17 protein-coding genes, 1 pseudogene and 2 riboswitches are annotated in these 19413 nt (G+C 68.5%); of the genes and pseudogenes, 13 read left to right on the forward strand and 5 right to left on the reverse strand.

Annotated elements, in window-relative coordinates; translation table 11 throughout:
• Positions 1 to 63 precede the first annotated feature (63 nt).
• A complete protein-coding gene (locus tag AB0H88_RS40760) occupies positions 64 to 663 on the forward strand; it encodes a DoxX family protein (protein ID WP_357653930.1) in 600 nt (199 codons plus the stop codon).
• Between the two features lie 143 nt (positions 664 to 806).
• Here the strand turns inward: AB0H88_RS40760 and AB0H88_RS40765 are convergent, their stop codons facing one another.
• Entirely contained in the window at positions 807 to 2066 is a 1260-nt protein-coding gene (locus AB0H88_RS40765; protein ID WP_357654001.1) for an aminotransferase class V-fold PLP-dependent enzyme, read from the reverse strand.
• Positions 2067 to 2135: 69 nt separating this feature from the next.
• Positions 2136 to 2251: riboswitch (SAM riboswitch) on the reverse strand.
• Positions 2252 to 2352: 101 nt separating this feature from the next.
• Between AB0H88_RS40765 and AB0H88_RS40770 the strand changes: the two genes are divergently transcribed.
• Positions 2353 to 3078, forward strand: coding sequence for a TerC family protein (locus tag AB0H88_RS40770; protein ID WP_357653931.1), 726 nt, complete (start codon positions 2353 to 2355; stop codon positions 3076 to 3078).
• 9 nt (positions 3079 to 3087) lie between these two features.
• On the forward strand, positions 3088 to 4278 hold the full coding sequence (locus AB0H88_RS40775; protein ID WP_357653932.1) for a cytochrome P450: 1191 nt from the start codon (positions 3088 to 3090) through the stop codon (positions 4276 to 4278).
• Between the two features lie 20 nt (positions 4279 to 4298).
• Here AB0H88_RS40775 and AB0H88_RS40780 read toward each other — a convergent pair whose 3' ends face one another.
• Positions 4299 to 5267, reverse strand: coding sequence for an SAM-dependent methyltransferase (locus AB0H88_RS40780; RefSeq protein WP_357653933.1), 969 nt, complete (start codon positions 5265 to 5267; stop codon positions 4299 to 4301).
• Between the two features lie 237 nt (positions 5268 to 5504).
• Between AB0H88_RS40780 and AB0H88_RS40785 the strand changes: the two genes are divergently transcribed.
• The 4 genes from AB0H88_RS40785 to AB0H88_RS40800 all read left to right on the forward strand — a co-directional run bounded on the left by AB0H88_RS40785 (position 5505) and on the right by AB0H88_RS40800 (position 10725).
• A complete protein-coding gene (locus AB0H88_RS40785) occupies positions 5505 to 6395 on the forward strand; it encodes a DUF2520 domain-containing protein (protein ID WP_357653934.1) in 891 nt (296 codons plus the stop codon).
• Positions 6386 to 7294 carry a pantoate--beta-alanine ligase gene (gene panC / locus AB0H88_RS40790; protein WP_357653935.1) on the forward strand — a complete coding sequence of 303 codons (909 nt, stop codon included), beginning with the start codon at positions 6386 to 6388 and terminating at the stop codon, positions 7292 to 7294. The genes AB0H88_RS40785 and panC overlap by 10 nt, the downstream gene beginning before the upstream one ends.
• Positions 7295 to 7410: 116 nt before the next feature.
• Complete coding sequence (locus AB0H88_RS40795; protein WP_357653936.1) at positions 7411 to 9939, forward strand: L-aspartate oxidase; 2529 nt, start codon at positions 7411 to 7413, stop codon at positions 9937 to 9939.
• Positions 9940 to 9942: 3 nt separating this feature from the next.
• Complete coding sequence (locus AB0H88_RS40800; protein WP_357653937.1) at positions 9943 to 10725, forward strand: type III pantothenate kinase; 783 nt, start codon at positions 9943 to 9945, stop codon at positions 10723 to 10725.
• 64 nt (positions 10726 to 10789) lie between these two features.
• On the opposite strand, the gene AB0H88_RS40805 is transcribed toward AB0H88_RS40800, so the two are convergent.
• The gene (locus AB0H88_RS40805; RefSeq protein WP_357653938.1) at positions 10790 to 11260 is read right to left on the reverse strand and encodes a hypothetical protein; all 471 of its coding nucleotides are present in this window, start codon (positions 11258 to 11260) and stop codon (positions 10790 to 10792) included.
• Between the two features lie 147 nt (positions 11261 to 11407).
• Here AB0H88_RS40805 and lysX point away from each other — a divergent pair, with 147 nt between their 5' ends.
• Entirely contained in the window at positions 11408 to 12889 is a 1482-nt protein-coding gene (gene lysX / locus AB0H88_RS40810; protein ID WP_357653939.1) for a bifunctional lysylphosphatidylglycerol synthetase/lysine--tRNA ligase LysX, read from the forward strand.
• Positions 12890 to 13481: 592 nt separating this feature from the next.
• Complete coding sequence (locus AB0H88_RS40815) at positions 13482 to 13694, forward strand: LuxR C-terminal-related transcriptional regulator (RefSeq protein ID WP_357653940.1); 213 nt, start codon at positions 13482 to 13484, stop codon at positions 13692 to 13694.
• Between the two features lie 154 nt (positions 13695 to 13848).
• Here the strand turns inward: AB0H88_RS40815 and AB0H88_RS40820 are convergent, their stop codons facing one another.
• A complete protein-coding gene (locus AB0H88_RS40820) occupies positions 13849 to 14892 on the reverse strand; it encodes an NlpC/P60 family protein (RefSeq protein ID WP_357653941.1) in 1044 nt (347 codons plus the stop codon).
• A 5-nt stretch (positions 14893 to 14897) separates the two neighbouring features.
• Positions 14898 to 15056, reverse strand: a riboswitch (cyclic di-AMP (ydaO/yuaA leader).
• Between the two features lie 288 nt (positions 15057 to 15344).
• Between AB0H88_RS40820 and AB0H88_RS40825 the strand changes: the two genes are divergently transcribed.
• Positions 15345 to 15902 (forward strand): amino-acid N-acetyltransferase, encoded by a 558-nt coding sequence (locus AB0H88_RS40825; RefSeq protein WP_357653942.1) that lies wholly within the window; start codon positions 15345 to 15347, stop codon positions 15900 to 15902.
• A 22-nt stretch (positions 15903 to 15924) separates the two neighbouring features.
• Here AB0H88_RS40825 and AB0H88_RS40830 read toward each other — a convergent pair whose 3' ends face one another.
• Positions 15925 to 16812, reverse strand: coding sequence for a hypothetical protein (locus AB0H88_RS40830; protein ID WP_357654004.1), 888 nt, complete (start codon positions 16810 to 16812; stop codon positions 15925 to 15927).
• Positions 16813 to 16857: 45 nt separating this feature from the next.
• Between AB0H88_RS40830 and AB0H88_RS40835 the strand changes: the two are divergent.
• The 3 genes and pseudogenes from AB0H88_RS40835 to AB0H88_RS40845 all read left to right on the forward strand — a co-directional run.
• Positions 16858 to 17337: pseudogene (locus AB0H88_RS40835) on the forward strand (RDD family protein); the annotation flags it as partial.
• 108 nt (positions 17338 to 17445) lie between these two features.
• Positions 17446 to 17934, forward strand: a complete 489-nt coding sequence (locus AB0H88_RS40840; RefSeq protein WP_357653943.1) for an RDD family protein — start codon at positions 17446 to 17448, stop codon at positions 17932 to 17934.
• Between the two features lie 510 nt (positions 17935 to 18444).
• Positions 18445 to 18777, forward strand: coding sequence for an Lsr2 family protein (locus AB0H88_RS40845; RefSeq protein ID WP_357653944.1), 333 nt, complete (start codon positions 18445 to 18447; stop codon positions 18775 to 18777).
• Positions 18778 to 19413: the final 636 nt, after the last annotated feature.

The raw sequence follows: 19413 nt of genomic DNA on the forward strand, positions 1-19413 counted from the left end.
CCTATATCGGTGCATTCCGCCCACTGGACAGGGGAGGAACATCGGGAACGGGGGGAGAAAACCGTGCAAAGAAATCTTTTCGATCTTGCTGCCCTGATCTCGCGGGTGGCGATCGGCGTGATCTTCGTGACCCACGGGTGGCAGAAGATGCAGATCGGGGTGCCGATCACGGCTGCCGCCTTCAACCAGATGGGGATACCGCTGCCGCAGCTCTCGGCCGGGTTCGCCATCCTCGTGGAGACCATCGGAGGGGTCCTGCTCATCATCGGCCTGCTGGTCCGGCTGGCGGCTCTCGGGCTGCTGATCGACATGCTGGGCGCGATCATCTTCGTCCACGGTGCCCGTGGCATCCTGGTGCAGAGCGGCGGCTGGGAGCTCGCCGGTGCGCTGGCCGTGGCCTGTCTGCTGCTCCTGGCGGTGGGCGGCGGCCGGATCGGCATCGACGGCATCCTGCATGGCAGCTACCGGCGGCGCGCCGAGCGTCGCGCGGCCGAGAAGGATCTCGCCGGCCACGCTCCACCCACCTCCATCAGGCCGGAGGCCGCCCCGGAGGCGGACACCGCCCCCAGGCCGGTGCAACCGGCAGCCCGGGACGGTGAGATGCGGAACATCGACGACATCGTCGCCGACGAGCCGTCACGCGGACGTTCGCCGAGCGCTTGACCTCAGTTCGTGGCGCGGACGTTCGCTTGACCTCAGCCGGTCGTGCGGGCGTTCGCCGAGCACGTGACCTCAGCCGTTCGTGCGGGCGTTCGCCGAGCACGTGACCTCAGCCGGTCGTGCGGGCGTTCGCCGAGCGCTTGACCTCAGCGGGCGGCGAGGTCGCGGAGCGCGTCGATGAGGCGGTCCACGTGCTCCTCCGTGGTGCCGATGCCGATCGAGGCGCGGACGGCGGACGCCGTGTCGTCATCGCAGCCGCCATCTGAGGTGCCGAGCAGGTGCCGGACGAACGGGTGCGCACAGAACTTGCCGTCACGTACACCGATCCCGTACTCGCCCGACAGCACCTCGGCCACCTCGCGCGCCGAGTGCCCGTCCACGACGAATGAGACGATGCCCACGCGCGGCTGGTCCGGTCCCCAGAGCGACAGCTCACGCACGCCCTCGATCGCGGCCAGACCGGACCGGAGCCGGGCGATGAGCCGCTCCTCCTCGCGCACCAGCGCGGTCCAGCCGGTCGCGCTGAGGGCGTCGCAGGCGGCGGCCACGGCGATGGCGCCCAGGACGTTCGGGGTGCCCGCCTCGTGACGCGGTTCGGCGTCCTCGTGCCACTCGATGTCCTCGTCGACGGAGCGCACGGCGCCGCCGCCCTTGAGGTACGGCTCGCCGGAGGAGAGCCAGTCACGGCGGCCGATCAGCACTCCGGCCCCGAAGGGCGCGTAGAGCTTGTGCCCGGAGAAGGCGACGTAGTCGAGGTCGAGCGCGGTCAGGTTGAGCCGCCGGTGCGGCACCAGCTGGGCGGCGTCCACCAGGATCCGGGCTCCGTGGCGGTGCGCGATGTGCGCCAGGGCGGCGATCGGCCAGAGCTCGCCGGTGACGTTCGAGGCGGCGGTGACCACGAGCAGCTTGGGGCCGTCGATCCCGGCCAGCGCCTCGTCGGCGGCGCGGACGGCCTCGCCCGGGAAGGCGGGCGGCGCCAGCCGTACGGACTGCTTCCAGGGCAGCAGCGAGGCGTGGTGCTCGGTGTCGAAGACGACCGCGGTCGTGCCCTCGGGCAGGCAGCGGGCCAGGAGGTTGGTCGCGTCGGTGGTGTTGCGGGTGAAGATCACGGCGTCGTCGGGGCGGGCGCCGACGAAGGCCCTGACCGTGTGGCGGGCCTGCTCGTAGCGGGCGGTGGTGAGCTGGGAGGCGTAGCCCGCGCCGCGGTGCACGCTGGAGTAGGCCGGGAGCGCGGCGGTGACGGCGGCGCTGACCGGCTCCAGACAGGGGGCGCTCGCCGCGTAGTCGAGGTTGGCGTACGTCACCAGCCTGCCGCCCTTGACCGGCACTTCCAGGTCGGCGCCCAGCACGGCGGGGATCGGACGGGTGCGCTCGGCAGCCGGCGCCTCGGTGGCCTGGGCGGGCAGGGAGCTGAAGATCGTCAACGTGGACACGGCGAACCTCCTGGGGCCATCGGACCCCCGGAACACCCAGCGAGCCCGCGCTTGCCCGTCACACCTCGTGACGGACCAGGTCTTCACCCGGGGCACCCCGCCGCGGACGCGAGGGTTGCCGGCCAGCAAGCCGGGGCTGTGCGCTGGCACTCATGACCTACATCCGCACTATAACCGACACCCGGCCATCAATCGCAACCGCGAACTTATGCGGCCTCTGCCTCGTTGGTAACGGAAACCCCTGCTGCGAGGAGTACTAATGCTGGACTGGGTGGCTGACCCACAGATCTGGATCGGGTTTTTCACCCTGGTCGCACTAGAGATCGTGCTCGGCATCGACAACATCATCTTCATCTCCATCCTGGCCGGGAAGCTGCCGCCGGAGCAGCGTGACAGGGCCCGGGTCTTGGGCCTGGGCGCGGCGCTGATCAGCCGGCTGCTCCTGCTGCTGGCGCTGTCGTGGGTGGTCCGGCTGACCGAGCCGCTGTTCGAGGTCTTCGGTTACGGGATATCAGGGCGTGACCTGATCCTGCTGCTGGGTGGCCTGTTCCTGCTGGCCAAGAGCGTCACCGAGATCGGGCACAGCATGGAGCTGAAGGGGGAGGACGGCAAGGGCCGGGCCGTCACGTCGTTCGCCTCGGTGATCGTGCAGATCATGGTGCTGGACGTGGTGTTCTCGCTCGACTCGGTGATCACCGCCGTGGGCATGGTGGACGAGCTCGGCGTGATGATCGCCGCGGTGATCGTGGCGGTACTGGTCATGCTGTTCGCGTCGGGGCCGATCAGCAGGTTCGTGGACAAGCATCCGAGCATCAAGATGCTGGCTCTGGCGTTCCTGGTGCTGATCGGGGTGGTGCTCATCGCCGAGGGGCTCGGCCAGCACATCGCCAAGGGCTACATCTACTTCGCGATGGCCTTCTCGGTGATCGTGGAGCTGCTCAACATCCGGATGCGGAGCAGGCACGCCAAGCAAGCCTCCTCATAAGATGAAAAAGTGCGCTTCGATCCCTGGAATCCGGATTTTGTTGCCTACCCCTATGGCGCGTACGCGGAGCTGAGGCGTGATGCCCCCGTCAGCTACTTCGAGCCGACGGGGCAGTGGCTGATCTCCCGGCACGCGGACGTGAACGCGCTGCTCAGAGACCGCCGGCTGGGCCGCTCCTACCTCCACGTGGCCACGCACGAGGAGTTCGGCAGGCCGGAGGAGCCGGCGTTCCAGGAGCCGTTCTGGCGGGTGACCAGGGCCGGCATGCTCGACGTCGAGCCGCCGGTGCACACCAGGCTGCGCCGGCTGGTCTCCAAGGCGTTCACCCCGCGCATGGTCGAGTCGCTGCGCCCCCGGGTCAGGGCCATCGCCGAGGGGCTGGTCGGGGCGTTCGTCGAGAAGGGCGGCGGCGACCTGATCGCCGAGGTGGCCGAGCCACTGCCGGTGACCGTCATCGCGGAGATGCTCGGCGTGCCCGAGGCGGACCGGCACCTGCTGCGCCCCTGGTCGGCCGACATCTGCCGGATGTACGAACTGAACCCGAGCGTGGAGTCGCAGCATGTGGCCGCCAAGGCGGCGACGGAGTTCGCCGCCTACCTCGCGGACCTGGCCCGCGAGCGGGCCGTCCGGCCGGGCGACGACCTGATCAGCGCGCTCGCGGCGATCGAGGAGCTCACCGAGGACGAGCTGATCGGCACCTGCGTGCTGTTGCTCAACGCCGGTCACGAGGCGACCGTGAACGTGACGGGCAACGGCTGGTGGTCCCTGTTCAGGAACCCCGCCGAGCTGGTCCGCCTGCGCGAGGACCGCGGCCTGCTGCCCACGGCCGTCGAGGAGCTGATGCGCTGGGACACGCCGCTGCAGCTGTTCGAGCGGTGGGTGCTGGAGGACATCGAGGTGCACGGGGTCGAGATCCCGCGCGGGGCCGAGGTCGCGCTGCTGTTCGGCTCGGCCAACCGCGACGAGGCGGTGTTCGACGACCCTGACCGGCTCGACGTGGGGCGGCCGGACAACCCGCACATCTCCTTCGGGGCGGGGATCCACTTCTGCCTGGGAGCGCCGCTGGCCCGCATCGAGCTGATCGAGTCGTTCGGCGCCCTGCTGGAGCGGGCGCCGAAGCTGGAGCTCGCCCGCGAGCCGGAGTGGAAGCCGGGCTACGTCATCCGCGGCCTGACGTCCCTCGACCTGACGACAGGCTAGAGACTCCTCCTGGAGGGGTGTCAGCGGCGGTCCTGGACGAGCCATCCGAAGCCGCCGAGACCCCTCGGGTCGATCAGTTCGCCCTCCTCCGAGGCGCGGGCCAGGGCCTGGAGATAAGCCGTCGGATCGGCGTGGGCGAGGTCGATGGGCGGACGCGTGCCGGTGACCCCCAGAGCCCTTAGCGCATCGCGCTGTGTGGACAAGCCTGTGGATATCGCACCGGCCCGCCGACCGGCCTCGGCGCACGAGTCGAGCGCCACGTGCGCGGTGATGTCGCAGGTACCGTCGGGGATGGGCGCCACGACCGCGCCGTCGCGGTATCCGGTGAGTGTGCCATGGCACGGACGGTTATCCACAGGGTGTGCATAATCGATGGCCACCGCGCGACCCCTCCTGAGACGGGTCACCACGGCCGCCCACGCGGCGTCGCGCGGGCACCCGATCTCCCCCCGGAAGCCGATGCGGCTCAGCGACGGCCACCACCGGTCGAGCCAGGCACGGTCGGTGTCTGGCACGGGCTCGCCCAGCCGTTCCTCGCCCGTCTCGGTGTCGACCAGGACCAGCCGCGGCCCGTCGGCCGTCTGCTCGGCCACGTCGAGCGGGACGTTGTCCAGCCACTCGTTGGCGATCGCCAGCCCGGTGATGACGGAGGGGATCCGAGGGCGCCAGTCGATGCTCTTGGGCAGGTCGTCGGGTCTGGGTGAGAGGTCGACGGCGGTGATGTTGAGCCTGGCGCGCAGCCCGGGATCGGCGGCGTCGAGCACGCGAGCCACCAGGACGCCCTCTCCCGCGCCGATGTCGACCAGGTCGATGCCCTCCGGGAAGCCGAGGTCGGCGTCGACTTGGGTGAGCAGGGCCAGAACCGCGTCGGCGAAGGCGGCCGAGGCGCTGACCGACGTACGGAAGTGGCCTGAAGGGCGCTCGCGGAGGTAGAAACCGTCCTCGCCGTACAGCGCGTGCTGCATCGCGGCGCGCCAGGTGAGCCACATGCCTGGACTATCTCACGAACCCAAGGGATCTACGCGGGCGTCGGGTCACAACTCGGCGCCCGCCACCACGAGATGAACCCCTCTCCTCATCTCTTCCGACAGGGGGTGCGCGTTTTATATCCCCTTGTCCCTTTTTTGGGTAACTCAACATGCGGCAAAAGCCTGGTCACGTACGTAGTCGCGAGCGGCCGTTACGCTGGGCGGCAGTGCCATCAGGGTCGACAGGGGTGGGACGTCATGGACGCAGGGGATCGGCCGGCGCGGCTGGCCGTGGGCGTGCTGGGCGCGGGCAAGGTGGGTTCGGTGCTGGGTGCCGCACTGGCGCAGGCCGGACATCATGTGGTCGCCGCCAGCGGGGTCTCCGACGCCTCGCACCGGTGGGCGGCGGAGCGGCTCGGCGTGCGGCCGACCCGGCCCGAGGAGGTCGTCGAGACGGCTGAGCTGATCCTGCTCACCGTGCCCGACGACGCGCTGCCCGATCTGATCAACGGTCTGGCCTCGACCGGCGCGGACCTGCAGGGCAAGCTGCTCGTGCACACCAGCGGCGCGTACGGGCTGTCGGTGCTCGAGCCGGCCGCCAGGGCGGGCGCGCTGCCGCTCGCGCTCCATCCGGTGATGACATTCACCGGGAGGGACGACGACCTCAACCGCATCACCGGCATCTCGTTCGGCGTGACCGCGCCCGACACGCTCAGGCCCATCGCCGAGGCCCTGGTCATCGAGATGGGCGGCGAGCCGGTCTGGATCGCCGACGCCGACCGTGCCCTCTACCACGCGGCCCTGGCCGGGGCGGCCAACCACATGGTCACGCTCATCGCGGAGTCGCAGGAGCTCCTGCGGAGCATCGGCGTGGAGCATCCGGGCATCATGCTCGGCCCGCTGCTCGGCGCGGCGCTCGACAACGTGCTGCGGCTCGGCATCGCCGGGCTGACCGGTCCCGTGGTGCGGGGCGACGCGGGCACCGTGCGCAAGCACGTCGACGCGCTGATCCTGGCGGCCCCCGAGGCGGCCGACGCCTACATCGCCCTCGCTAGGCTCACGGCGGACCGCGCGCTCGCCGCGGGGCTGTTGAAGCCCGAAGAGGCCGAGCGCCTGCTTGACGCGCTCGGAGGCAACATATGGACCTGATCGTCGCCAAGAACCGCACCGACCTGGTCAAAGCGCGCGGCGAGGGGAGCGTCGCGCTGGTGCCCACCATGGGTGCGCTGCACGAGGGGCACCGCTCCCTGATCCGCGAGGCCCGCGTACGCGCCGACCACGTCGTGGTCAGCATCTTCGTCAATCCTCTGCAATTTTCGCCAAACGAGGATTTTTCCCGCTATCCGAGGACGTTCGACGCGGATTTGGAGGCGTGCCGGGCCGAGGGCGTGGATGTCGTCTTCGCCCCGTCGGCCGACGACATGTATCCCCCTGGCCGTCAGGTCAGCGTCCAGTCGGGCGAGATGGGCACGATCGTCGAGGGCGCCGTCCGGCCCGGCCACTTCGACGGTGTGCTCACGGTCGTGCTCAAGCTGTTCAACCTCGTCCAACCCGACGTGGCGGTCTTCGGGCAGAAGGACGCCCAGCAGCTCGCCATGATCCGCAGGATGGTCGCCGACCTCGACCTGCCGATCGACATCGTCGGCGCGCCGACCGTCCGCGAACCCGACGGCCTGGCGCTGTCGAGCCGCAACCGCTACCTGTCCGCCGACGAGCGGCAGGTCGCCCTCACCCTCTCCAGGGCCCTACGGGCGGGCGCGGCGGAGTCCGCCCCGGCCACGGCTCTTCCGGAGGGGGCGGGAGCCGTGCCGGCCACGGCCCTTCTGGAGGGGGCGGGGTCCGTCCCGGCCAGGATCCGGGCGGCGGCGCTGGCCGTACTCGAGGGCGCTGCTCCCCGGCTCGCGCTCGACTACCTGGTGCTCGTCGATCCGGCCACGTTCGCCGAAGTGAGCGAGTCATACCGGGGCGAGGCGGTGCTCGCGGTGGCCGCCAAGGTCGGCACCACCCGGCTGATCGACAATGCCGTCCTGTCGCTCGATCCGACCTGACAGAAGCATCGCCGCAGCTCTACGCGTACCTGGCGGACTGAGCCACCCCCGGGAGTCAGCATCTTCGCCGGTGAGTTATCGTCATATTGACGAAATCGCCTCAATGAGGAGACTCCATGAGCGCACCGGCGATTCCCCTCCGACTGACGGCCCCCGATCCCGGCTGGATCGCCGAGGCGGACGTGGTCATCGTGGGCTCCGGCATCGCCGGGCTGACCGTGGCCCTGCGCTATGCCGAGCTGGACCCCGCGGCCAAGGTCCTCGTCGTCACCAAGGACGTGCTCTCGTCCGGGTCGACGCGGTGGGCCCAGGGCGGGATCGCGGCCGTGCTGGACCCGCACGACAGTCCCGACGAGCATCTGAACGACACGCTGATCGCCGGAGTGGGCCTGTCCGACGTGCGGGCCGTACGGACGCTGGTGACCGAGGGGCCGGGCGCGCTGCGGCGGCTGATGGAGCGCGGCGCCCAGTTTGACCGGACCCCCGACGGCGAGCTCCAGCTCACCCGGGAAGGCGGTCACCGGCGCGACAGGATCGTGCACGCGGGCGGCGACGCCACCGGGGCCGAGGTGCAGCGGGCGCTGGTCGAGGCGGTCAGGGCGGGCGCGGTGGAGGTCATCGAGCACGCGCTGGTCCTCGACCTGCTGACGGACGCGCGCGGCCGGGCCAGGGGCGTGACGCTGCACGTCATGGGCGAGGGCGCCCGCGACGGCGTGGGCGCGGTGCACGCGCGGGCGGTCGTGCTGGCCACCGGCGGCATGGGGCAGGTGTACGCGTCCACCACCAATCCCGTCGTCTCCACCGGCGACGGCGTCGCCCTCGCGCTCAGGGCGGGGGCCGTGGTGCGCGACATCGAGTTCGTCCAGTTCCATCCCACGGTGCTGTGGCTCGGTGAGGAGTCGACCGGGCAGCAGCCGCTGATCTCCGAGGCGGTCAGGGGCGAGGGGGCCTTCCTGATCGACCATGAGGGCCGCGCGTTCATGAGCGGCGTGCACGAGCTGGCCGACCTGGCGCCGCGCGACGTCGTCGCCAAGGCCATCACGCGCACGATGCTCGAGAGCGGGCAGAGCCACGTCTTCCTCGACGGCCGCCACTTCGGCGCGGACCGGTGGAAGACCCGCTTCCCCACGATCTACGCGGTCTGCCGCGAGCACGGCATCGACCCGGCCACCGAGCCCATCCCCGTCGCCCCGGCCGCCCACTACGCCAGCGGCGGGGTCAGAGCCGATCTGCACGGCCGTACCTCCATCGAGGGCCTCTACGCGTGCGGTGAGGTCGCCTGCACGGGCGTGCACGGCGCGAACAGGCTCGCGTCCAACTCCCTGCTGGAGGGCCTGGTCTTCGCCGAGCGCATCGCCGCGGACATCCACGCGTCGGTACGGCCGGAAGAGGCGTCGGTGCCCGGCGAGGTGGTCGCGAGCCGGGCGGTCACGGGCCTGGCCGACCCGCGGATCCGCGCCAAGGTCCAGGCCCGCATGAGCGGGGGAGCGAGCGTGCTGCGCAGTCGCGAGTCGCTCGCGGAGACGGCGCGGGCGCTCCGCGACGCCCGCTGGACCCCGGTCCAGGTGTCGCCGTGTACCGAGTCCTGGGAGGCCACGAACCTGCTGACCGTGGCCACCGTGCTGGTGGGCGCGGCCCGGGCCCGGTTGGAGACCCGCGGCTCGCACTGGCGCGAGGACTTCCCCGAGCGGGACGACAATGACTGGCTGGGCCACCTGGACGTGACCTTGACCGAGGAGGGGCCCCAGATGACGTACACGCCGCACGGCGACACCACGCCGCCGCGACTGGCGCAGGAGCTCGCCGCCGCCGGGCTGGATCCGGCGGAGATCGACGCGCTGATCGACCGGGCGCTCGCCGAGGATCTGCAGGAGGCGGGCGACGTGACGAGCCTGGCCACCATTCCGGCGGAGCAGCGCGCGATCGCGGACGTGGTGGCCCGCAAGGACGGCATCGTCGCCGGGCTGGCCGTGGCCGAGGCGGTGTTCGTCCGGCTGGGCGCGGCCCGTACGGAACGGCGGGCCAAGGACGGCGAGCGCGTCCGCGCGGGCGACGTACTGATGACGGTGGAGGGCCCGGTCAGGGGCTTGCTGACGGCGGAGCGCACCGCGCTCAACCTGCTCACGCACCTGTCCGGCATCGCGACACTGACCGGCAGGTGGGTCGAGGCGGTCAGCGGCACCCGGGCGAGGGTGCGTGACAGCCGCAAGACGCTGCCCGGCCTGCGGGCGCTGGAGAAGTACGCGGTGCGCCGCGGCGGCGGCGTCAACCACCGAATGTCCCTGTCGGACGCGGCGCTGATCAAGGACAACCACGTGGTCGCCGCCGGCGGCGTGGCCGAGGCGTTCCGCGCGGTGAGAGAGCGCTATCCGGAGCTGCCGATCGAGGTGGAGGTGGACCGGATCGACCAGCTCGGCCCGGTGCTCGAAGAAGGCGCCGAGGAGATCCTTCTCGACAACTTCACGGTCGAGGAGACCGCCCAAGCCGTCCACATCGTGAGAAATCGGGCGAAGCTTGAGGCTAGTGGAGGGTTGACCTTGGAATCGGCCCGCGCTGTGGCCGAAACTGGCGTTGACTACCTTGCGGTGGGAGCCCTCACGCATTCGGCGCCGGCCCTCGACATCGCACTGGATCTACGGGGGTAATCGATGCTGCTCACGATCGACGTCGGCAACACGCACACGGTGCTCGGCCTGTTCGAGGGCGAGGAAGTCATCGAGCATTGGCGGCTGGCCACGGACGCCCGCCGCACAGCCGACGAGATCGCGGTCGTGCTTCAAGGGCTGCTCACCCAGTCTCCATTGCTCAAGGGGGCCGATGTCAGCGGCATCGCGATCTGCTCGACCGTGCCGAGTGTGCTCAACGAGATGCGCGAGATGTGCCGCCGCTACTACGGCGACGTGACCGCGGTGATCGTGGAGCCGGGCATACGTACCGGCGTGCCCGTTCGCATGGACAACCCCAAGGAGGTCGGCAGCGACCGGATCGTCAACGCGCTGGCGGCCATCGACCAGTACGGCGGCCCTTGCGTCATCGTCGACTTCGGCACCGCGACCTCGTTCGACGCGGTGTCGGCCAAGGGCGAGTACATCGGTGCGGTCACCGCGCCCGGCATCGAGATCTCCGTCGACGCCCTGGCGGCGGCGGGCGCCCAGTTGCACAAGGTGGAGCTGGTCAGGCCGCGCTCGGTCATCGCCAAGAACGCCGTCGAGGCGCTCCAGGCCGGCATCATCTACGGCTTCGCGGGCCAGGTCGACGGCATCGTCGAGCGGATGACGGCCGAGCTGGCCGACGACCCCGACGAGGTGACCGTGGTGGCCACCGGCGGGCACGCGGCGCTGGTGGTGGGCGAGTCGCGCTCGATCGACGTGCACGAGCCGTGGCTGACGCTGATCGGCCTGCGGCTGATCTACAACAGGAACACGGCATGAACAAGCGGCCCCCCGCTCGGGTGAGGGGGCCGCTTGCGTTCGTGGACTGTCTCTACCTGGCCGGTTACTCGGAGTCGCCGGTGTACAGGTCGCTCCAGCTGCCGCAGTTGCGCGGGTGGGAGCCGTGCAGGTCGATCTGGCAGACCTTCACGCGGAGGCTGGAGACGTCGTCGCTGTCGAAGGAGAAGCGCTTGAAGGCCGGGTAGCCGCAGTACTTCTTGGTGTAGACCGTCGACCAGTTGTCGTCGAAGTCGCTGGCCTGGAACTTCACGTACGCGCACTTGCCGCCCTCGTCGTAGCTACGGTGGTCCAGGTCCCAGAGCTTGCCCCTGACGGTGATCGTGTTCGACTCGTGGTCGTCGTCGTTCCAGTCCACACTGACCCAGCCGGAGGCCTTGGCCTGGTAGTGCTGCGAGTAAACCGGACCCCAGGAGTCGGAGTCGGCGGTGCTGGCGCTGGCGGCCGAAGGCAGCGCAAGGGCCAGCGCGCTCGTGGCGGCGACGGCGGCGAGGCCGGTCGCGAGCTTCTTCATCATGATCTCTCCTTGAGCTCCCCCTGGGCCGGCGCCTTGCCGGTTCCCCCCTGAGCTCGATGTGTCATTGGTAAGGGAGAGCTCTTGCAGCCACCCTGCAGAGAAGTGACGAGCCCTTGCAGTTCGCCATATCCCCTACTCTTTGATGCTGTGAGCGACGAACTTCCCGAGCAGATGCGCATCCGGAGGGAGAAGCTCGACCGCCTTCGCAGTGAAGGCGTCGATCCTTACCCGGTGACCTTTCCCCGCACGGCGACCAACGCCGAGGTGAGGGAGAAATACCAGGCCCTCGACCCGGACACCGCGACCGGCGACAAGGTCGGCGTCGCGGGCCGCGTCATGCTCAACCGCGTGGGCGGCAAGCTCTGCTTCGCCACACTCCGCGACGGCAGCGGCGACCTACAGGTGATGATCTCGCTCGACAAGGTCGGCGAGGAGTCGCTGGCGGCCTGGAAGCGCGACGTCGACCTGGGCGACCACGTGGGCGTGGAGGGCGAGGTCATCACCTCCCGCCGCGGCGAGCTGTCGATCCTGGCCGACCGCTGGCAGATCACCGCCAAGTGCCTGCGCCCGCTGCCGGAGAAGCACGTCGGCCTCACCGACCCAGAGGCCCGCGTACGCCAGCGCTACGTCGACCTCATCGTCAATGACGAGGCCCGGGAGATGGCCCGCATACGTAGCGCCACGGTGCGCGCGGTGCGCGACTTCTGGCATGAGGAGGGCTACCTCGAGGTCGAGACGCCCATGCTGCAGCCGATCCACGGCGGCGCGACGGCCCGGCCGTTCAAGACCCACATCAACGCGTACAACATGGAGCTCTACCTTCGCATCGCGATCGAGCTCTACCTGAAGCGGCTCGTGGTCGGCGGCATCGAGAAGGTCTTCGAGATCAACCGCAACTTCCGCAACGAGGGCGCGGACTCCACGCACAACCCCGAGTTCACGATGATCGAGGCGTACGGCACCTACCTCGACTACAACGACATGGCCGACCTGACCCAGCGGATGTACCAGAAGGCCGTCCTGGCCGCGCTGGGCACCTCGGTGGTCGTCCACGACGGCGTCGAGGTGGACCTGGGCATCCCGGAGTGGCCGCGCATCACGCTGTACGGGGCGGTGTCCGAGGCGCTCGGCGAGGAGGTCACCACCGACACCCCGCTCGAGCAGGTCCGGAAATTCGCCGACGGGCGCGACATCCACTGGGACCCGAAGTGGGGCCAGGGCAAGCTCGTCCAGGAGATCTTCGAGGCCCTCGTCGAGCACACGCTCATCCAGCCGACGTTCGTCATGGACTACCCGTTGGAAACCTCCCCGCTGACCCGCCAGCACCGCGACAACCCGCTGCTGACCGAGAAGTGGGACCTCATCGGGTTCGGCACCGAGCTGGGCACCGCCTACTCCGAGCTCGTCGACCCGGTCGAGCAGCGCCGGCGCCTGGTGGAGCAGTCACTGCTGGCCGCCGGGGGCGACGTGGAGGCCATGCAGCTCGACGAGGACTTCCTGCAGGCGCTGGAGTACGCCATGCCGCCCACGGGTGGCATGGGGGCCGGGATCGACCGGATGATCATGGCTTTCACCGGCAAGAGCATCCGGGAAACGATCTTGTTCCCGCTGGTCAAGCCGACCAACTGACCCGCCTGTCACCGAAGGCGGTCGGCCCGGCTCCCACGCCGGGCCGAACCGGTTCGCGTCGCCCGCGCACGGGCACCGCCGGCGATGGGGTTGACAGCGGTCCGGTCTCCTGCGGCGAGTAGGAGAACGCGGGCGGCGACCTTCGCCGGTTCCTTGACGCGGCCCGGCGCGCCGGGCAAGCGATCTCTCGGCCGCCCGCGACGGGCCGCGATGGACGACGCCTTCCTCCGGTGCCTGAACCGTTCATACTCCTTGGCGCGCCCTGCCGACCCGGCCGCAAGCAGCCACATTTCCGATATCGCGCCTATGAAGTGCGAATAATATTCGCGTTCCATGGATCGAAGTCCAGCGAGTCCGCGGGGCTCGCGCCGGAGCCGTTGTAAGGACGGCTGTGATCCCTCATCTGGCCCCGAAGTGTGCCGACATATGGGGAGTACTTCACATACAGCGGATCATGTCAATGGCGATGGTCAGAGGGCGGTATTCGCTGGCTTGACGACCTTTCCAGAATGCGTTTACCGTCTGCGAGACGAACAGCAGTCCTGCTCGGACATAGACGTCTCGAGTTCTGCTGTTGGGGGGAGGGCTCCCGATGTATGTGCTCACTGAGAGCGTCGAGCTCAGCCACGCGGATCTTGCGTTGCTGGCGGAGCTTGCCAAGGGGGTCACGGTTGATCGCGTTGGCAGACGACTGGATATCAGCGGGCGCACGGTACGCCGGAGACTACGGGGTATCTGCGACCGCATCGGAGTCGCCACCGCGATCGAGGCCGTGGCCTGGGCCGCCCGCCGCCAGCTCATCTGACCGCTCGACCGGCCCAGCCGCCAGGGCCCCAGCTGTCAGAGAGCCGACCGCCAGAGCACCTGCTGTGAGTGGGGGTTTAGGCTCTGAGAGCACCTGCTGTCACTGTGCCGGCGGCCGAAGCGTCGGCCGTCGGAGTGCCTGTGGCGCGCGGAGGTCAGTCGGCGATGCGTACGGCGCCCGCGAACGGACGGCGGGCGATGGACGCGATCCGCACGACGTCACCGGTCTGCGGTGCGTGGACCATCATGCCGCCGCCGATGTAGATGCCGACGTGGTGCAGGTCGCCATAGAAGAAGACCAGGTCGCCGGCGCGCAGCTCCTCCTTGGAGATGTGCCGTCCGGCCGTCCACTGGTCGCCCGTGTAGTGCGGCAGTGAGATGCCCACCCGCTGGTAGGCAGCCATCACGAGGCCGGAGCAGTCGTACGAGGTCGGCCCCTCGGCGCCCCAGACGTACGGCTTGAGCTGCTGCGTGAGCGCCCACCTGGCGGCCGTGGCGGCCTTGCCGGCGCCGATCACCGGCAGATTGACCCGCGAGGCCCGGGTGCCGGGACGGCCCGCCTCGCCGATCGCCCGCTTGAAGAGGCTGCTCTCGACCTTGGCGACGAGCGCGGTGATCTTGTCGCGCTTGGTGCCGAGGTTCTCGACGATCTTCTCGACCTCGTCGATGCGCGTCTTGGCGCTGGCCCTCGCCTGCTCGGCGGCCGCCCTGGCCGTGGTCACCTGGTTGACCTCGAAGCCCTGCTGCTGCTCCAGCGCGTAGGTGGTGGCCGCCCGGTCGAGGAAGCTCTCGGGGTCCTCGGAGGTGGCGAAGTTCAGTGCCTGGCCGAAGCCGCCGTTGATGTAGGCGTTCTGGGCCAGCATCGCGGCCTTGGCGCGCTTGGCGGCCAGATCGGCCTCACTGGTGGACAGCGTCTTCCGGGCCGCCTCAGCCGACTTCTTGGCGGTCTTGAGCTTCTCCCGCTGACCGTTGAACTCCTCGCTGAGCGTCTCGATCTGGGTGTGGAGCTCCTCGGCCTGCTTGGACAGGTCCTTCAGGGAGGGCTTGGGATCGGCGACGGCGGAGCCGACGGGGACGGCGAAGAGGAGGGTGGCGATGGTCGCCGCGATGACACCCAACCGGGTGGGGACCTTCCGGAGCTCCGGAAGGCGGGCGTGAGCGCCCGCCGGCTTCCCCTCGCGATCGCGGGTCTGCTTCACCAACCAGCTCCTCTCATCGGCGCCTACCGGGTTAGCTGACGGGTTCGGGCCGGAGCAGCCCTACCGAACGACTCGCTCGGATTCACCCCATGGGTGGTGGCGTCGGGATGAGGTCGCCACCGGCGGGTCCCCGGCTCCCTTGCGGGATTGGGCGTGTCTCCACGCTGGCTCGCGTGGGTGACATCGTCGCTGGACACTAGTGCACTCCGGGTTCGTGCTCAACCAGAACTGCCAAGTCTGTAGAGGTTTCGCAACCGAAGGGTCACGAGGTGATCTCGTGCTTGCCGGTGCTGAACAAACTTTATGTCCTTTTTGCACCAAGTTCGTCAAGGCATGGAAGCCTGTGTGCCAAGGGATCCCGCATCGTGCTCGATCAACCACGAGATGTCATGAGATGGGAGAGACGTCAGAGTTAGGGGGAGGCCGTAATCGGATCTGTACGCTGGAGACCCATGGAGCAGGTCGCCGAAGTGACAGTCCCGGACACGGAAGTCGTCGTCCGGCGTGCCCGCACGCCGGATGTCAGGACGATCCGTCTCCTGGTCGACACATACGCGGGCGCTGGACCCCGGCTTCTGGAGAAGGCCACCGTCACGCTGTACGAGGACGTGCAGGAGTTCTGGATCGCCGAGCGCGGCGGCCAAGTGGTCGGCTGTGGCGCGCTGCATGTTCTTTGGGAGGATCTCGCGGAGATTCGCACGGTGGCCGTCGATCCGGAGTTCCGTGGCTTCGGAATCGGGCATCGGATCGTCTCCTCCTTGATCAAAACGGCCCGGGAACTCGGCCTGCGCCGGGTTTTCTGTCTGACTTTCGAGGTGGATTTTTTCGCGAGGCATGGATTCCGCCCCGTACAGGGCACCCCGGTCTCACCCGAGGTCTATGCGGAGCTGCTGGCCTCGTACGACGAGGGTGTCGCCGAGTTCCTCGACCTCGAACACGTCAAGCCCAACACCCTGGGGAACACCCGCATGCTTCTCCACCTGACATCGGGTGACGCGGACCTTGACTAATGGGAAAGGTGATTGTTGATACCTATGTCGATACGTTGGGCAGCACAGGCATGTGTCCTGACACGTGCCACATGCGCACTCGAAGCGAGGTGACACGGTGAGCACCGGACAGCCGCCGTATCCACAGGACGAATCCGGCGAGAACTCTGCGCCTGGCGGGACTGAATACGGACATCACAACGCGGGCCGTCCCTATGGCGAGCCCGACCCGGATGCGACGGTCGTTGGCTACCGGGCGGACGACGCCTACGGTCAGCAGCCCAACTACGGTCAGCAGCAGCAGGGCTACGGCCAGCAGCCGCAGTACGGGCAGCAGCAGCAGCAGGGCTACGGCCAGCAGCCACAGCAACCGCAGTATGGACAACAGCCGCAGTACGGGCAGCAGCCCGGCTACGGCCAGCAACCTGAATACGGTCAGCAGCCCGGATACGGCCAGCAGCCCGGATACGGTCAGCAGCAGGCTTCGGGTCAGCAACCCGAGTACGGCCAGCCCGGATACGGCCAGCAGCCGCAATCGCAACCCGGTTACGGCCAGCAACCGCAATCCCAGCCCGGATACGGCCAGCAGCCCGGTTACGGGCAGCAGCAGCCGTCCCAGCCGGGCTACGGCCAGCAGCAGCCGTCGCAACCCGGCTACGGCCAGCAGCAGTACGGCCAGCAGCCCCCGTCGGGCCAGCAGCCCGGCTATGGCCAGCAACCCCCGTCGGGCCAGCAGCCCGGCTATGGCCAGCAACCCGGTTACGGCCAGCAGCCCGGTTACGGGCAACAGCAGCCGTCCCAGCCGGGCTACGGCCAGCAGCAGTACGGCCAGCCGGACTACGGGCAGCAGCAACAGCAGTACGGCCAGCAGCCCGCCTACGGGCAGCAGCCGTACGGTCAGCAGCCCGGCTACGGGCAGCAGCAGCCACACGGGGTTCAGCCCCCCGGTGCCCCGGCCCCGCTCGCCGAGTGGTGGCAGCGGCTCGTGGCGAGGATCATCGACGGTGTCATCTTCGGCATCGCGAACTGGGTGATCGGTCTCGTTTTCGGGGCCATCCTGCTCTCCGGCTACAACTCCGTGACCGGCGTCTCGAGCGGCCTGCTGGGCTACACCGCCTACAACATCGTCATCGCCGTCGTGATGACGGCGGTGTACGTCGCCTACGAGTTCTTCATGACCAAGATGAGCGGCCAGACGGTCGGCAAGATGGTCATGGGGATCAAGATCGTGCCGACGGGCACCATGCTGCCTCCGGGCGGCCTGCCGAACGACGTGGCGCTCAAGCGGGCCGGTGGCACCTGGGGTGGATACATCCTCGGCATCATCCCGTGGGTCGGTGCGCTGCTCGGCGGGATCGTCGTCGCGCTGAACGGCGCCTCCCAACTCTGGGACAAGCCGCTGCAGCAGACGTTCGCCGACAAGTTCAGCAACACGGTGGTAGTGAAGATCAAGTAGTCTTCGCGGACGCGAAACAGAGGCTGGCCCCCGGCCGGCCTCTGTTTTGTATGTGCGGACGGCAGCAAAATGGGTAGCGGTCGGTTCGCCGAAGGGGCGAGGTGGGTTATGACCGGGTTGCCGCCGTGGAGTGACGCCGCCCCCGCGGAATGGTGGGAACGCCTGGCCGCCCGGCTCATTGAAGCCCTCGTCTTCGGTGTCTTCTATTACATTCTGTTCATGGTGCTGTGGGGCACCTTCCGAACTGTCGGGTTGCTGGAGGTGTTCGACGGCCGGTTGCCCGGCGTGTTCGCCTGGCTGCTCGGCGGGCTGGGATATACGGTCTATGACTGGGCCGCGCATTCCATGAGCGGCCGTACGTTCGGCAAGGCGATCATGAGGATTCGCCTGGAGCCGGGCGGCCTTCGGCGCGGTGCTCTGCTGAAACGAGCCCTGGTCTATCCGGGAGCGGCGATGGTCATGGGCATTCCGGTGCTCAATGTGCTGGCCGGAATCTTCGTCTTCGGCGTCGGGATCCTCATCTTGATCGACAAGCCGCTGCAGCGTGGGCCGCACGACAGGCTCGCCGGAACACGGGTGACCAAAGATCTTCGCTGAGCCTTGTGAGCCTGGACGGAAGTCTTTCCGCAAAATTTTCGCTTGATCCGGTAAGGAGCCTGGAGAGACTGGCATTAGGCTATGGGGCGTCCGGGTTGCCGGATGTTGGCGCACATGGCACATGGACGGCATCCATGTACCACTATGGTCAGGTGCGGGCGGTTGTCCACCTCGTGAGGCATGAGGGGCGCTCATGCCCAGGCCGCTTGTGGATAAAGCGCCCATCGAAACCCCCGTCCGCTGTGGAGGCGAGGACGAATGCAGGCCCTTACCGACGTATTGTCAGCGCTGATCCCGCCGGTGGTGGTGGGCGCCGCCTTCATCTTTGGCGTAGTGAAGTTGGTCCGATCCGAGGCCGCTGGACGCCGTCCAAACCGCCAGGATCAGGCCGAGAACCACAACTGAGCCGCTGCTCAGCAGAATCTCTGTAGCGCTGAATTGTCTCCGCGCCTTTCCGGGTATATGTTTGCCCTGGCGAATGAAACAATGCTCCGCGAAAGGATTGCGTAGATGGCCAAGCAGATCCAGGAGATTCTCATCGATGACCTCGATGGGGGCGAGGCCAATGAGACGGTCAGCTTCGCTATTGACGGCTCCTCCTATGAGATTGACCTGAGCGACCTTAACGCCAAGAAGCTGAGGGACGCGCTCACGCCTTTCGTACAGCACGCTCGTCGGTCCGGTGCCGTGACCACGCGTCGGCGCGGTCGTGGCGGGCAGCGTGCGATGAGCCGCGAGAAGAGCTCGGAGATCCGGCAGTGGGCCAAGGCTCACGGTCTGCCGGTGAGCGAGCGTGGCCGAATCGCCTCTACCGTGGTGGAGAAGTACGAACAGGCTCACTAGAGAGCCGGCTCCTGACCATGCGCTTATGCCGCTCGCCTAAGAACCCCGGCGAACGCCATAAGCGCATGATCATTTGTAGCTGCTTCTCGAATGGTGGACGGTTCGTGACGGCGATCTTCTAATCGCCCATATGTGATCATTTTGGGCTGCCCGCTCGGTCGATTCCGGGCGGTTTTCCGGCGTGGTGCGTTCCAGGCTTGGTGTCGGCTCTCCGATGCCCCGACGGCCCTGATCGGTAAGCGTGACGGCCCGGGTCGGTAACCTCGCTGACCGGATGGGCGATTTCGCGGCCCGCGGGCGCCGTGCCGGGATCGAGATTTCGCGGCCTGCCGGGCGCCGTGGCACGAGCGAGATTCCGCGGCTTGCGGGTGCTGTACCACGATCGATTGGCGGTAGGCGCGCTTCCTTACATAGGATGTTTCCGTATGGCTCACGCATGAGGCATCGGCGATGCGCGGGCGGGCTCTCTCCCCGGCACCGGCCGCAAGCCGATCCATGTTGATCTGCCGGCGCGGTGGCGGCCAATTCCAGGCGCTTCACGCAAGCGTCCTAAACATCGTTCGCTTGCGGCGTATCGGGAACACGTAACCCCCGATCGGTAGTTGGATAGAGGGTGAACGCCCTGCTCCCGGGGAA

It is taken from the genome of Nonomuraea sp. NPDC050680 (assembly GCF_040654555.1).
Classification (GTDB): domain Bacteria; phylum Actinomycetota; class Actinomycetes; order Streptosporangiales; family Streptosporangiaceae; genus Nonomuraea.

Coding starts and splice junctions, on each gene's coding strand:
- AB0H88_RS40770 (WP_357653931.1), top strand. CDS start 2,353: ATGCTGGACTGGGTGGCTGACCCACAGATCTGGATCGGGTTTTTCACC.
- AB0H88_RS40795 (WP_357653936.1), top strand. CDS start 7,411: ATGAGCGCACCGGCGATTCCCCTCCGACTGACGGCCCCCGATCCCGGC.
- AB0H88_RS40840 (WP_357653943.1), top strand. CDS start 17,446: ATGACCGGGTTGCCGCCGTGGAGTGACGCCGCCCCCGCGGAATGGTGG.
- AB0H88_RS40800 (WP_357653937.1), top strand. CDS start 9,943: ATGCTGCTCACGATCGACGTCGGCAACACGCACACGGTGCTCGGCCTG.
- AB0H88_RS40825 (WP_357653942.1), top strand. CDS start 15,345: ATGGAGCAGGTCGCCGAAGTGACAGTCCCGGACACGGAAGTCGTCGTC.
- AB0H88_RS40785 (WP_357653934.1), top strand. CDS start 5,505: ATGGACGCAGGGGATCGGCCGGCGCGGCTGGCCGTGGGCGTGCTGGGC.
- AB0H88_RS40815 (WP_357653940.1), top strand. CDS start 13,482: ATGTATGTGCTCACTGAGAGCGTCGAGCTCAGCCACGCGGATCTTGCG.
- AB0H88_RS40780 (WP_357653933.1), bottom strand. CDS start 5,267: ATGTGGCTCACCTGGCGCGCCGCGATGCAGCACGCGCTGTACGGCGAG.
- AB0H88_RS40845 (WP_357653944.1), top strand. CDS start 18,445: ATGGCCAAGCAGATCCAGGAGATTCTCATCGATGACCTCGATGGGGGC.
- panC (WP_357653935.1), top strand. CDS start 6,386: ATGGACCTGATCGTCGCCAAGAACCGCACCGACCTGGTCAAAGCGCGC.
- AB0H88_RS40805 (WP_357653938.1), bottom strand. CDS start 11,260: ATGATGAAGAAGCTCGCGACCGGCCTCGCCGCCGTCGCCGCCACGAGC.